Genomic DNA, 13476 nt, shown 5'->3' with positions numbered 1-13476 from the left:
CGTAACCGAGCTGGACCTGGTCATACCTGCGCGCCTTGGCGTTGCTGGAAACGCTGCTCGAAACCCTTCACGAACGTGGTCGGAGCGATCGAGGACGACGAGTGTTCCAGCACTCCGTCATCAGCGATGTAGAAGATGGCCCGGCCGATCGCGATCTCACCCCGAGGTACCGGCACATACACCATCCAGCCGCAACTGAACCGGTCACCGACCAGCTGATCGAGTGGGTAACCCGTCGTGTCCAAACCACGACCCTCGACATAGGAACGGACCCGGAAGATCGCTTCCTCTTCCGGCATCTGCTGTGGCAGCGACGCCACCACCCCCGCCAGCGTCAACTGATACATCGCGCCATCGATATCGAACCGGTCGTCCTCGGCGAACAGGTTCACCACCGTGTCCCGGGTCACCACACCCACCTCGGCGGCAGACACCAAAGCCGCCGCGGCGCTGCGGTGTTGCGCGCTCGGTGGCTGCGCGGCCAAACCCGCGACGATCCCGACCACCGTGTTCGCCGTCCACACCCCCGGCACCGCCGTAGCGCACTGCTCCGCCGACGGGGACTCACCCCGATACCAACGCCCACCCTCCCACCAATAAACAAACGACATCAACCCCGTCGCTGCCCGCGGGTTCAGCACCGGATTAGCCACCCACTCCGGTGCGCCCGCATAAAACCTCGGCATCGGCGCACCATCGTTATAGGTGGCATCCAGATTCGCCGACTCCCACACCCCACCCGACAACACCGCACGACCACCCGGCAGCGAATACAACGTGCACCCACCACGCCGCGAGCTTTCGAACCAGCCCATCGACGGCAACACCCGCGGACCCCAATCCGAACCCGCCGCGACGAAAGCCGCCGAAATACACGCCCACCGCGCCCACATCTCCGGGAAATCAGGAAACTCGTTCTCCGCCAACGACGGCCACACCTTGCCCGCCCGGTCGGCCCGAGCCCCTACCGCCGCGTCCTGCGGGGTACGCGCCTGCCGCCCACCATGCCCGATATACGCAGCCAGCCACACCGGCAACGTCTCACGCGGGAACACTTCCACATCCGCGCGATAAGACTCGGGCTCGAACAACTGCCCATCCGGGAACGGCTCATCACCGAAGTCGTAATCGACCTCGAACTCCCCCACCGCACTCAACCGGACCAGCAACCGCCACCACGGCTCCCCATCCAACTCCGCGACCAACCCCCGATGCTCCCGCACCCGCTCCAACACCACCGCAGGCGGCTCCGCGCGCATCGAACGCTCACCATCGGTATAAACCACCTCGGCATACCCATTGACCGTGGTCAACGCGAACACCGCATCCAACTGCCGCCACCCCTCCGGAGCAGCCCCAGCCAACACATCCGCGATCTCCCGCGCCAACACCCGATCCCGGCCCTCAGCCGCCTCACCACCCCCCTCAGAAACCACGACACCCTCAACTACATCCGACGCATCCGCAACATCCGGCGCATCCGCAACATCCGGCGCATCCGCAGCATCCGGCGCATCCGCAGCATCCGGGGCATCCGGCGACAAACTGAAACCGACATCCGGCTCGCTGTTCTCGCCTACCCCATCCGCCGGGTCGTCCTTGTTGTGATCGCTCACAGCCCGCTCCCACCCGTCATCCACCTCACCCCGATATTTTCACTTATCCCCTCCCCGCCACCAACTCCCATGACAGGGAAGTCTTTTAGCTTGCGTTTAAGCTGCTTGTCTCTGTCTGCCCTTGATGGCTGGGGGTGCTTTCCGGGATCGCGTCGGTGGGCTCGTTGGGTGTTTCGCGATCCTGGATGCCGAGGTCGAGGTCGCCTACAGTTGTACGAGGCTGTGATATCTGGGCGTCGGTGTGGAGGCGGCTGGAATGCCGACCGGGAAGACAAAGTACGGACAGCAAGGTGCGGACGGCAGCCCGTACCCCTCGTCGGCCCCGGCTTGCCCCGCCGAACAGCGGTTTTCGCAGTGGTGTCCAGTCACCGTCTACGAGCACCAACCTGCCACCGGCACAGGAGCATTCATAGCGCTCGACGGCCACGCCCTTGAATCAATCGTCATACTCGGCGTCTCCCTTGACGCACTCCACGCCGCATCACACCCGGTGCCAGGGTTCCGATTTCGCTACCTGCCCGACGGGCCCAACGCCGTCCGCAGCCAAGGGCACCGCCACTACGCTCGAACAGAACTCATACGGGCACTGAGTGATTCGCTTCCGACGCAGCCGCGGACATCCGCTACGACTCCCGATCACCGACCTCGACCCCACCACCGCAGCCCTCTACTCCACAAACACCCCCCGTCGCCGCCGACGACTTGATAGCGAGTCCACGCAATTCGTCCCCGCTTGCTCTCGTGCGACCCCCGCACCGAGGGCTGACCTGGAGAGCCGTGGGTCGGCTACGTCACGGCCGTGGGCTGCGACCGCCGTGCTACCACTGCCACCGGCAAGTTCCTTGTCGACGCACTGTGATCAGCCCGCGACACGTCGTGGCAGCATGCACCTCACCCCCACACTCGCGATCTTGAAGCGGCCGCGCCTCCCGGAGAGATCAATCGCGCATCCAGGCGAGCATGATCCGTGCCTCGCGGAATCGCCAGCCCGCCGGCGTCCGTACTGCGGTGCAGGCCAGTCGCAGTCCGCTTGTTTGGTGGGGTGGTTGGCCCTCGCGGTAGAAGTACACGAGCGAGTTCCCCGAGGCCACGGCCTGGTCGCCGTTAATGTTCACCAACAGATCAGTGTTGATGTGCTGAGTGCGTTCGCTCTCGACCTGAGCCTGTCGCATATAGTCGACAACCTTGTCGATGCCACGGAGTTGGCTTCGCGGCGAATAGACCTCCACATCGTCGGTGTAGATGGTGCCGGCATCCTCATATCGCCCCTCGTCGAGCAGGCGAGCGAAGCGGGCGAACAGGTCGGCGATCTCGATACGGTCGGCGATCAGAGTGTCCGTGAACATAGCATCCCATTTCATTGGCGTATCCAATATTGGCATCCCCAACTATATGGGCATTCATTGGCTGCGCCAACATGTATGGTGGCTGTCGTGGAGGAAACGCCCGCACGCCTGACCGTGAAGCCGAGTTGGCTGCTCACCCAGTTGGCAGTGCACGCCCACCGGTTGGCGTCCGACAGCTTCGGCGAGTTGGGTGCGCGTGGGTACCACTACCGCATTCTGGCCGCGCTGGATGAGTTCGGCGCGGCCAGCCAGACCGAGCTCGGTCGCCGGTGCAGCATGGACCGCAGCGACGTGGTGGCGGCGATCAACGAACTGGCTGAGCAGGGTTTTGTCGAGCGGACGCCGGATCCGAATGACCGAAGGCGCAACATCGTGACCCTCACAGAGGCAGGTGATCGGCAACTGCGACGAATGGACCGAGCGCTCGACAAGGTACAGGACGACCTACTCGGACCGCTTCCGGCCGAGGACCGACAGACCTTGACCCGCCTCCTCACTCGACTGCTCAACCACCACCAACGGAGGTAAGAGTGTTCCGGATCGAACGGCACCCGGTCTACGCTCGGTATCGCCGAACACGGCAACTGTCCGGGCCTCGGCGTGTTCCGGGGCGGGCAGCCACCGACATCAGGGAGTCACTCTCGCGACCGCGACATAGCGCCAGGTCGTGACCTCGCCCTCATCCTCTTCGGTGCACGACTCGGCGTCGTCGCTGTCCAGGTTCAGGGCCACGCCCGCCGGTTCGAGTGTTCCCGCAGTCGGGAGAGAGCATCACCGGGCTGAGGTAATTGTGATGCATATCAAGGGATTTCAGATGGGCAAGTGATCGACCGTCGAGCAGTGCCGCTGCACCGTCGTCGGTCAGCACGCCCATGGAGACGTCCAGCCGGTCCACCACGGGCGCCGAAGCGCGCGCGGCGCGATCTCATCCTGGATTTCGCTGTTGCGCAATGCCAGGTACTTCACGCTCGGCAGGTGGTCGCCTGCCAGGATCGATGCCAGATCCGCCACGCTGCTGTCCCCGCCGTAATCCGATGTGCCCAACCACAGGTCTAGATGGGTGAGAGCGGGTAAGTCGCTCGCTGCGAAACCGCGCACGGCGTCCGCGAGCAGGCCATCGCTCTGCACGGCTAGCTTGCGCAGCCGTTCGTGCCGGACAGCGGTGAAAGTCAAGCCATCGCCGCCACGCATCCCGAACACCCCTGAGGAGCTGTTGATCGGCGGCCCGCTGTGGACCCGCGCCCTGGTTGCCGAGCTGATCCGCATGGTCGTCGGCGTCGTCAGGACCGAGCAGGTGTGGGCAAATGGCTGCGCCGCCACGGGTTCACTCCGCAACGCCCCGCGCGGCGGTCGTACCGGCAGAAATCGGAGAAGGTGGCCCAGTGGCTGGAGGTCGAGTATCCCGCCATCGTCGCACGCGCCCGCGGCGAGCACGCCGTGGTGACATGGGCCGATCAGTGCGGGCTGCGCAGCGACACCGCCCCACCGGGCCGGTCCTGGGCACCGAAGGGCAGCACTCCGCTGGTGCGGGTCAACGGCAAGCGCCTGCGCGTGAATGTCATGTCTGCCATCGCTTTTCGTGGCGCACTGCGGTTTTCGGTGTTCACCGGCCGGTTCACCGCGAAGGTGTTCATCACGTTCCTGGATCGGCTGCCCCGTCAAGCCGGACGCAAGGTCCATGTGATCGCCGACCGGCACCCGGTGCACCGCAGCAAAGCCGTGACTGCGTGGCTGGCCGAAACGCCCACCGCGTCGAGTTGCACCTGATGCCCGGCTACAGCCCCGAACTCAACCCAGACGAGATCCTTCGTTGACGGCGACACCTCATGGCATTGTGCAGTTCGGCTCTGACAGAAACGCCGAGCACACCTGAACGATCACGTGCGGGCAGGGGTGCGAGAGCATCCGAAGCGCTCCGATCTGTCGATCAGCAAGACATACTCGGATCCGCACGGTTACAACGAGCACAGGGGGTTGATGTGGCTTCCGAGAGTGGTTGGTGCGCACGGGCAACGGAACCAGTTGGACAAGGATGTCGCGCGTTTCGTCGACCCATACGACGACGTCGACAGCATCGAAGACGGAGACCCGTCGCTGTGAACCCGAGCGCGGTGCTGGACAAGACCAGAGTGGTCACGGAACGCATCGAGATGGCGCCGCAGGAGGCGATCCGGCTCGACAGCATCACCAGCCCGAAGACCTGGTACGCGGTCGTCCAGACCGGGCTCGCGCCGATGGCGGTCTCCCACATCGCCACCACCGCACCCAAGATCGTCGAAGCCCGCCACCTATGGCTGCTCGACGACCGCGAATCCCACATCGAGCAACCCGAGCCGCTCGCCGGTGCAAAGGTCGTGATCGAAGTTCGTGTGTGTCGACCTTGCGGAGAGGAAGGCTGAAGAGCTGATGCGTATCGGTTTCTTGTTACGCGGCGCCGTACTGGCGGCCGCGATCGGGCTCGGGCTTGCCTGCGCCGGTCCTGCCGGAGCGTCGGAATGGGATGGCTATGGCTACCTGGATCTGCCGCTGGTCAATCGGAATGCTGCCGCCGGTCCCGGCGGTGTCGATCCGGAATTGCCCTACGACATAGCGCAACTGCGGTCCCTGCTGGACGAGGCGCGCGGCCGTGGTATCGCGCCCACCAGGTATGCGGCCCTGCTGTACCAGTACTGGCTGGTCGACGCCACAATCAAGGCGGGCATCGACCTGCGGTCATGGGATCCACGCGCGGGCGTGGCGGCGAACCGGAACAACCTGGTCAAGTCCTACCGCTACTACGAAGATCTGCAACTGGCCCATCGGGAATTGCAATGGGCAGGTATGGGCGGCCAGGTCGGTGCCGATTTCGGCGGCGGACTCGTCGATTTCGAATTGCTCGGCGGTATCTACGGGCTGCCCGGTATGTCCGAAACAGCGCGCGGTGTCCTCGCCGCGGTCGAACAGGTCGCCGGTCCGCAGGCCGTCACGATGCTACCGCGCGGACTCACCGCGCTCGCCGAGGCAGGCCCACAGATCACGCCACAGGATCTGCGGTATGTCATCGGGTTGATCCTCGTCATGCAGAAGAACATCTTCTCCGATCTGATGCCCATGCACGACGCCCTTGTCACCGAAGGTCTGCCCGCGCTCGCCGAATTCCAGGCCGCTGGATTGTTCGGCGACGACATCATGAACGCGTGGCGCGATATCACCTCCGGTGACTCCGAACGTATCGCGGCGGGCAACGCGACCCTGCTACGGCGCGAACAGGATTGGGCGATCGGCGCCCAGTGGGACGAGGCGCGCGGCTACAAGGGATCGGTCGGGGAGGCCATCACCTATCTCAGCGGTGCGGTGGGTTCACCATCGGTCGCGGGTGTCGTGCCGCCGCGCCAATTCCGGCCGGTGCGTATCCCGTTCACGATGGCCGACGACCACCCGGCGCTGCTGACACTGCCGCTGCCGGACTGGAACTGGTCCGGACTCGATCCGAGGTGGGACTACATCACCACCGAATTGCTGCCGAAGTACAAATATCAGGTCGAAAACAATTGGCCAGTACTGGAAGCCCAGCTACGCACGCCGTACGAGGTGCAGTTGGAATCGCACCGGCCGCTGCTGAACATCCCGCAGCTGCTGGATTCGGCGATCAGGCAGATCCAGGTGATACCGGTCGACGCGGGCACAGCGGCCGGAATGCCGGTCGTTGCCGGAACGGCGGTGCGCTGAGATGCGCGGAAACGGAGTCGATATGCGCGGAAATAGTGTCGGGACAAGTGGACCCGGCCCGCAGAGAAGCCGTGGACATGGCCTGGGCCGGAAACGGTGGACGGTGCTCGCGGCGCTCGGCGTGGCGATGATCGTGTTCACCGGCGCAGGTGCGGCGGTGGCCCAACCGGCGCCGCCCCCTCGGCCGGACCCACCGGCCCAGCCTGCTCCGCCCGAACCGCTCGCCCCGCCGCGTACACCGGGTCTCGGTGAGGTGTTCAACGGTTACGTGGTCGGCACCCTGCGGGACGCGACCGCCGCCTCCCCTGAGGAGGCGTTCCAGGCGCTGCAAGGCAACGACCCCTTCTATCAGGAGCCGCCGCTCACCGGGAACGAGCGCCCCGGCACCGTGCTGAAATTCAAGAAGGTCGACGTGCTGTTCACCGGCGTGAAACCGGCGCACCTGGACGCATACAAACTGATGTACGTCACCACCGGAAACGACGGTGTCACACCCGTGATCAGCACCGGAATCCTGATGATCCCGGTCGACGGCACACCGAATTCCGAACGCCGCCTCATCTCCTACCAGGAGGCCAACGACAGCGTCGGCTGGAGCTGTCACCCGAGCACCCAGTGGACCGGCGGCGCCCCGATCGACGGCGCCTCGTGGTCTGCTCTCGGCCCACTGACGTTGCTGTTCGGCAAGGGATACGCGGTGATGATCTCCGATGTCGGCAATGACGCCGACCGTAGGCCGCACGGCGTTTTCGCCGGGAAATTCGCCGCGCACGCCCAGCTCGACGGCGCCCGCGCGGCATTGAACTTTCGCGAGGCCGGTCTGGACCCGAAAGCACAGACGGCGCTGTTCGGTATCGCCGGTGGCGGGGTGGGGGCCGGGTTCTCGGCCGAACAGCAGCCCGAGTACGCGCCGGAACTGAACGTGAAATCGACTGTGCTGGAAGGCATGGTGGTGAAGCCGCGGAACTTCATGCGGATCGCAGGCGGTTCGGTCGGTTCCGGTTTCGCCTTCGCCACCCTGCTCGGACTCGAACCGTGGTATCCGGAAATGCGCGTCGACGAAAAGTTGAACCCGGCCGGTAAAACGCTCGCCGACCTCTTCCGCACGCAGTGCCAGACGCCCGCGTACTTCGGATTGCCGTTCGTCCCGTTGAACACATTGTTCAACACCGGGCGAAACCCAGCCGACGAACCCGCGTTCCAGCATGTGTTCGACGACAATGTGCTCGGTCGTGGCGACCCGCCGAAATCCAAGGTGCTCATCGCCTCATGCGCGGCCGACGATTCGTTCATGTCGCTGGTGCCCGCCCGCGATGCGCGTGAACTGGCCGACCAGTACCGCGCCCAGGGCACCGATGTGACCTACGCGCCAACCAATTGCAGCATGGTGCGGATGACCACCGATCTCTACGGCTGGGGCACAGATCTGTTCGGTATGCAGACGATCGACTGGCTCGACAGCACCTTCGACTGAGTCCACGCCTACGCCCGATCAGGGATTGGCGGATCACCTGCGCGCCAGGTGAGAAGTACCCGCCAGTCGGTCAGCCAGAAATTCGTGAACCTGCGCATGCAGCGCATCGGGTGCAGCGGCGACCGGATCCTCCACGAAGCTCTCACCATCGCACCCGACCCGCTGAACCTGACATTGGTCTCGGTTGGCTCGCGGTCAGATGCGTATCAGGACGATTCTCACGTTGTAGCCTGCGCGACGAGATAGAACACCGTGTCAGGGGCGTGACAGGTGGGTGTCAGGCCGGGTGCCGATGGTGGTCGCATGAGAAATTCAGCGATTGCGGTTTCAGGGCTGCGGAAGACATACGGGGACAAGATTGTGCTCGATAGCATCGATCTAGATGTTCGTGCGGGTACGGTTTTTTCCCTGCTCGGTCCGAATGGGGCGGGAAAGACAACGACGGTGAACGTGCTGAGCACGTTGATGAAGGCCGACGGCGGGTCGGTACGCGTTGCCGGCCATGACGTCACGACCGAGGCCAAGGCGGTACGCGCGGCGATCGGGGTCACCGGTCAGTTCGCGGCGGTGGACGATCTACTGACGGGACAGGAGAACCTGCAACTGATGGTGGACCTCAACGGGGTCCCCTCCACAGAAGGCAAGCGGACCGTCACAGAGCTGCTGGAACGCTTCGATCTGGTGGAGGCGGCGCAGAAGCCTGCGTCGACCTACTCCGGCGGCATGCGCCGGAAGCTGGATCTGGCGATGACGCTGGTCGGCAACCCGAAGATCATCTTCCTGGACGAGCCGACAACTGGACTTGACCCGCGCAGCCGTCGCACGATGTGGTCGATCATCCGCGACCTGGTGACCGACGGCGTGACCATCTTCCTCACCACCCAGTACCTCGAGGAAGCCGATCAGCTCGCCGACCACATCGCGGTACTCGACCAGGGCCGCCTGGTCGCCCAGGGCACCCCCGACGAGCTCAAGCGCCAGATCCCCGGGACACACGTCCGGCTCCGGTTCACCAACATCTCCCGAATCGACGCGGCCGCGCACCTGTTCCCAGACTCCAAGCGGGACGACGAGGCATTGACCCTGCGGGTTCCCAGCGATGGCGGGACGAAATCGCTCCGGGCTCTGCTGGACAGGCTCGACGAGTACTCACTCAGCGCCGAAGAGTTCTCCGTGCACACACCCGACCTCGACGATGTTTTCCTCGCGCTGACGGGCCACGACACGGAGGTGGTCGGAAACGACGCAGCCACCCCGGTGGTCATGCCGGAGCCGAGCGGCAGCGAGGTGGAGGCATGAGCACCAAGTCCCATTCCATGGTCATGTTGCGCCGCAACTTCAAACACATCGCCCGGAACCCGACCTCGGTGTTCAACGCGGTCCTGATGCCGATCATCATCATGTTGATGTTCGTGTACATGTTCGGAGACGCTTTCAACGTCGGTGTCGACTACATCGACTATGCGACGCCGGGACTGATCCTGCTGGCCGTCTGTTACGGGCTGGGGGCCACCGCGACGTCGGTGAACTCCGACATGACGAAGGGCATCATCAACCGGTTCAAGGTCATGGACGTCTCCCGTGGTGCGGTGTTGACCGGTCACGTCATCGCCAGTGTGCTGACCAACCTGGTCGCTATCGTGGCCCTCATCGGGGTGGCCTTCCTGCTGGGATTCAGCCCGGCGGCGAGTTTCCTCGATTGGCTCGGTGTGGCCGGCATCGTCGTGCTGCTCGGTTTCGCGGCCGGCTGGCTCACGGTCGCCTTGGGATTGGCGGCGAAGTCGGTGGAAACGGCGGGTCTGGCCGCCGTGCCACTGGTCATGCTGCCGTTCTTCAGCAGCGCGATCGTACCGGCGGAGAAGATGGGGCCGGGTCTCCGGCAGTTCGCGGAGTACCAGCCCTTCACGCCGATCATCGAAACCATGCGCGGGTTGCTCAACGGCGCACCGGACACCGGCGACACAATCGCCGCCATCGCCTGGTGCGTCGGGATCGCTCTCGTCGGGTACCTGTGGGCGTCCTCCACGTTCAAGAAGCGAGCGTGACCGCGACCAACTCACGCCAGCTCGCCTGCTCCCCCTCTCCAGTCGCCTCGGTGAACCGCGTGTCACCGAGGCGACTTCGCGTGGCGTGCTCGATCCGGGCCACATCGGGTTGGGAACGGTCGGGCAGACCGCGCACGCCGGCGCTCGCCGCGAGCAGCCGCGCGGCCTGCTCGTACTGTTGGTCACGCAGCGCCAGATCCGCGATCCCGACGAGCACCTGCGCGATCAGGAGCGCATGCCCCGCCTCCGACGCCGCCTGGAAGGCCGCGACACGGTGTTCACGGGCCTCGTCGAGATCCTCGGCAAGGTAGCCGAGCAGGTCTTGTATCACTGCGCGGGCGTTTGCCCCTTCGGCGTCATCGCCCAGCATCGCTGTCGCGACGTCGAGTTGCCGATGCGCCTGCTCGGCATCGCCGCTCCAGCGCGCGAGCGTCGCCTTCGACAGGGCCAGCTCGGCGAGCGCATTCGGCCAGGCGACTCGTTCCGCGGCCAGCTGCGCCTCGGCCATAGCAGCCACGCTGGAGTCCTCATCCCCCAACAGCCAGTACAACTGGGCCTGCCGCGACCGCATCGGCGCGACATCCTCGATGGCACCGACCTCGGTGACGACCGCGATCGCCTGTTCGTAGTGCTCGCACGCACCGGCGAACTCACCGCGCATGGCGATTCGATTCGCCAGCTCGGTCAGCGCGAACGAAATCCCCCACCGTTCGCCGAGCGCGCGAAACTCGGTGAGCGCCGTCTCGAGATATGTGTCCGCATCCCGGCCGTCGTGGCCGAGCTGGATCCGCATCTTGCCGAGGTGTAGCCGGGCAAGGGCGCGTACCCAGGGGTCCTCGTCGACCAGCAGTGATTCCCACGCGGGCAGGAACGCGTCCGGCGCTTGCAACATGCGCTCCAGTGGGGCGGCGAACCTCAGCGCCGGGTGACGGTTCTGAACGCGCTGGCTGATTTCGTAAGCCTTGTGGATCCACTCCTCAGCCTGGTATTGGTCACCCTGCTGCCCGGAGGTCACGAACTGTACGACGAACGCGTACACCACGCCCCTGATCTCGTCCGCCACCTCGCCGGGCACGGCAGTGGCCGCCATGATCAGCTCGTTGCCCTCGGCCTTGTGCCCGCCGAGCCACCAGTACCAGCCGGCGGCCGCGGCGAGCCGCATCGCCCCGTCTGCCTCGCCGGCCGCGAGCGCACCGCGCATCGCGGCAGCGATGTTGTCATGCTCGACCTCGAGCGTGGCAAGCCAATCCAGTTGCTCGGCGCGGCGAAGATGCGGCTCCGCGATGTCGGCGAAGCCGGTGAAATACGCGAGATGCGCACGGCGCGTCAGATCCGACTCCCCTGCCTCCGCGAGACGCTGCTCGGCGTACTCCTTGATCGTGCCGAGCATCCGGTAGCGCGGCGCCCGGTCGCCCTCGGTGACCACCAGCGATTTCTCGGTCAGCGCGGTCAGCAACTCGAGTACCTGACCCGTCTCGACCGCATCGCTGGCGACTGCTCGCAGGTCGCTCGAAAGGGTCGGTCCGACGCAGACCCGCTCGGCCGCTTCCAGACTCGCCCCACCGGAGAACACCGAGAGCCTGCGCAGGACTACTCGTTCGGCGTCGGTGAGCAGCTCCCAGCTCCAGTCGATCAGCGCACGCAGCGTCCTGTGCCGCGGCAGCGCGGTACGGCTGCCGCCGGTCAGCAGGCGGAACCGGTCGTCGAGCCGGTTGGCGAGCTGATCGAGGGACATGGTGCGCAACCTGGCCGCGGCGAGTTCGATCGCCAGTGGCATCCCGTCCAGCGCCCGGCAGACGCGCGCCGAGATCGACAATGTGTTGGCGTCGGTCGTGAGGTCCTTGCGCACCGCGCCGGCTCGGTCCAGCAGCAGCCGGATGGCCGGAGCGGACTCGATCTCGCCGGGGTCGGCATCTTCCGCGGGTACGACCAACGGTACGACCGGCCATAGTGCCTCACCGGTGATGCCTAGGGGTTCCCTGCTCGTCGCGATGATCCGCAGCCGCCGGCACTCTCCGAGCACTCGATGGGCGAATATCGCCGCGGACTCGATCACGTGCTCGCAGTTGTCCAGAATCAGCAATATCGCCCGCTCGCGGACCGCGGCGATGACCCGATCCGTCGGCTCCGCGTCCGGTGCCTCGCCGAGCAGCGCATCCCGCAGTTTGAGCGCGGCGAGCGTCGCTTGCGCGACGTTCTTCCCGCCCCCCTGCCCCTCGGGCCCGCCCCCATTGTCACCGTCGGCGCCGATGGCCGCGAGTTCGACCAGCCAGACCCCGTCCGGCAGGTCGCCGAGCAGCGTGCGCGCGGTTTCCGTGGCCAGTCTGGTCTTCCCCGAGCCGCCCGGCCCGATCAGGGTGGTGAGCCGATGTTCGGCATTGAGTTCGCGGACCGCGGCGACATCGGCGTCCTTGCCGACGAAGCTGGTCAGCTCGGCACGCAAGTTGGTCTTCCGGTTCTCCTCCCGCCGCCCCAACTCGCCCCGCAGCAACGCGACGTGCAGTGCGGACAGCTCCGGTGAGGGGTCGACGCCCAGCTCGTCGGCCAGGGTTTCTCTCGTGCGCTCGTACACGAGCAGCGCCTCGGTGTCGCGACCGGTCGCGACATGGGCACGCATCAACGCGGCGACAAGCCGTTCTCGCACCGGATGCGCGGCCACCAGGTCGGCCAGTTCCGTGACCAGCTCCGCACCGTGGCCGAGGCTGATCTCCGCATCGAACCGATCCTCCATGGCTGTCAGGCGTAGCCCCTCGAGCCGGGTGACCGCCGCGTCGAATGCCGCGCTTTCTTGCAGACCGATGTCCTGCATGGCCGCACCGCGCCACAATGCGAGGGCCTCGCGCAGCCGCCTTACGCCCCGTGGATCCTCGTCATTGCGGGCTTGGGCGACGAGGCGTTCGAACCGCACGGCGTCGACGGCGTCGGGTTCCACCCTCAACCGGTAGCCGTCCGTCTGCCCCTCGACCACTCCTTCCGGCAGCGCCTTCCGCAGCCGGGAAACCAGGCGGTGCAAGGAATTCGCCGCGTCGGAGGGCGGGTTTTCACCCCAGATCCAGTCGATGAGCGTCGCCCTCGGGACTGCGTGACCAGGTTCGAGTGCGAGGGCGATCAACAGCCCGCGCAGCCGCGCGCCCGGCACGTCGGCGAAAACGCCGTCGTCCGTGCGTATCTCGAATGGTCCAAGTATCCCGATCTGCACCTGGCTGATCTTGCCATGGGCAATTGGCAGGCGTTTCGTCGTCGCACGGGGCCAGCCGACCAGGTCTCCGGCATGGTCGGTGTCAGAG

At 65.6% G+C, this 13476-nt stretch carries 12 protein-coding genes; 8 read left to right on the top strand and 4 right to left on the bottom strand.

Annotated elements, in window-relative coordinates:
* Positions 1-20: 20 nt before the first annotated feature.
* A complete protein-coding gene (locus OHB12_RS02865; RefSeq protein WP_327115869.1) occupies positions 21-1616 on the bottom strand; it encodes a hypothetical protein in 1596 nt (531 codons plus the stop codon).
* Positions 1617-2554: 938 nt separating this feature from the next.
* Positions 2555-2977 (bottom strand): nuclear transport factor 2 family protein, encoded by a 423-nt coding sequence (locus tag OHB12_RS02860; protein WP_327115867.1) that lies wholly within the window; start codon positions 2975-2977, stop codon positions 2555-2557.
* Positions 2978-3049: 72 nt separating this feature from the next.
* Here OHB12_RS02860 and OHB12_RS02855 point away from each other — a divergent pair, with 72 nt between their 5' ends.
* Complete coding sequence (locus OHB12_RS02855) at positions 3050-3490, top strand: MarR family winged helix-turn-helix transcriptional regulator (RefSeq protein WP_327115865.1); 441 nt, start codon at positions 3050-3052, stop codon at positions 3488-3490.
* Between the two features lie 333 nt (positions 3491-3823).
* On the opposite strand, the gene OHB12_RS02850 is transcribed toward OHB12_RS02855, so the two are convergent.
* A complete protein-coding gene (locus OHB12_RS02850) occupies positions 3824-4282 on the bottom strand; it encodes a hypothetical protein (RefSeq protein ID WP_327115863.1) in 459 nt (152 codons plus the stop codon).
* Here OHB12_RS02850 and OHB12_RS02845 point away from each other — a divergent pair.
* The 7 genes from OHB12_RS02845 (at position 4259) to OHB12_RS02815 (ending at position 10189) form a co-directional block, all read left to right on the top strand.
* Positions 4259-4729: an IS630 family transposase gene (locus tag OHB12_RS02845; protein ID WP_327115861.1), complete on the top strand. Its 471-nt coding sequence runs from the start codon at positions 4259-4261 to the stop codon at positions 4727-4729. The two genes, OHB12_RS02850 and OHB12_RS02845, sit on opposite strands and share 24 nt — an antisense overlap.
* Before the next feature lie 126 nt (positions 4730-4855).
* Positions 4856-5062 (top strand): hypothetical protein, encoded by a 207-nt coding sequence (locus tag OHB12_RS02840; protein WP_327115859.1) that lies wholly within the window; start codon positions 4856-4858, stop codon positions 5060-5062.
* Positions 5059-5361 (top strand): hypothetical protein, encoded by a 303-nt coding sequence (locus OHB12_RS02835; protein WP_327115857.1) that lies wholly within the window; start codon positions 5059-5061, stop codon positions 5359-5361. Before OHB12_RS02840 ends, OHB12_RS02835 begins: the two co-directional genes overlap by 4 nt.
* A 7-nt stretch (positions 5362-5368) precedes the next feature.
* A complete protein-coding gene (locus OHB12_RS02830; RefSeq protein WP_327115855.1) occupies positions 5369-6670 on the top strand; it encodes a hypothetical protein in 1302 nt (433 codons plus the stop codon).
* A gap of 127 nt (positions 6671-6797) precedes the next feature.
* Positions 6798-8144, top strand: coding sequence for a lipase family protein (locus OHB12_RS02825; protein ID WP_327120849.1), 1347 nt, complete (start codon positions 6798-6800; stop codon positions 8142-8144).
* Positions 8145-8447: 303 nt separating this feature from the next.
* Positions 8448-9443: an ATP-binding cassette domain-containing protein gene (locus OHB12_RS02820; protein ID WP_327115853.1), complete on the top strand. Its 996-nt coding sequence runs from the start codon at positions 8448-8450 to the stop codon at positions 9441-9443.
* On the top strand, positions 9440-10189 hold the full coding sequence (locus tag OHB12_RS02815) for an ABC transporter permease (protein ID WP_327115851.1): 750 nt from the start codon (positions 9440-9442) through the stop codon (positions 10187-10189). Before OHB12_RS02820 ends, OHB12_RS02815 begins: the two co-directional genes overlap by 4 nt.
* Here the strand turns inward: OHB12_RS02815 and OHB12_RS02810 are convergent.
* Positions 10173-13388, bottom strand: coding sequence for a BTAD domain-containing putative transcriptional regulator (locus OHB12_RS02810; protein WP_327115849.1), 3216 nt, complete (start codon positions 13386-13388; stop codon positions 10173-10175). The genes OHB12_RS02815 and OHB12_RS02810 overlap by 17 nt on opposite strands.
* Positions 13389-13476: the final 88 nt, after the last annotated feature.

It is taken from the genome of Nocardia sp. NBC_01730, assembly GCF_035920445.1.
GTDB lineage: Bacteria > Actinomycetota > Actinomycetes > Mycobacteriales > Mycobacteriaceae > Nocardia.
Note: the sequence above shows the minus strand (reverse complement) of the source record. Positions and strands in the feature narration are given on the sequence as shown.

Coding starts and splice junctions, on each gene's coding strand:
- OHB12_RS02860 (WP_327115867.1), bottom strand. CDS start 2,977: ATGAAATGGGATGCTATGTTCACGGACACTCTGATCGCCGACCGTATC.
- OHB12_RS02830 (WP_327115855.1), top strand. CDS start 5,369: ATGCGTATCGGTTTCTTGTTACGCGGCGCCGTACTGGCGGCCGCGATC.
- OHB12_RS02825 (WP_327120849.1), top strand. CDS start 6,798: ATGATCGTGTTCACCGGCGCAGGTGCGGCGGTGGCCCAACCGGCGCCG.
- OHB12_RS02820 (WP_327115853.1), top strand. CDS start 8,448: ATGAGAAATTCAGCGATTGCGGTTTCAGGGCTGCGGAAGACATACGGG.
- OHB12_RS02815 (WP_327115851.1), top strand. CDS start 9,440: ATGAGCACCAAGTCCCATTCCATGGTCATGTTGCGCCGCAACTTCAAA.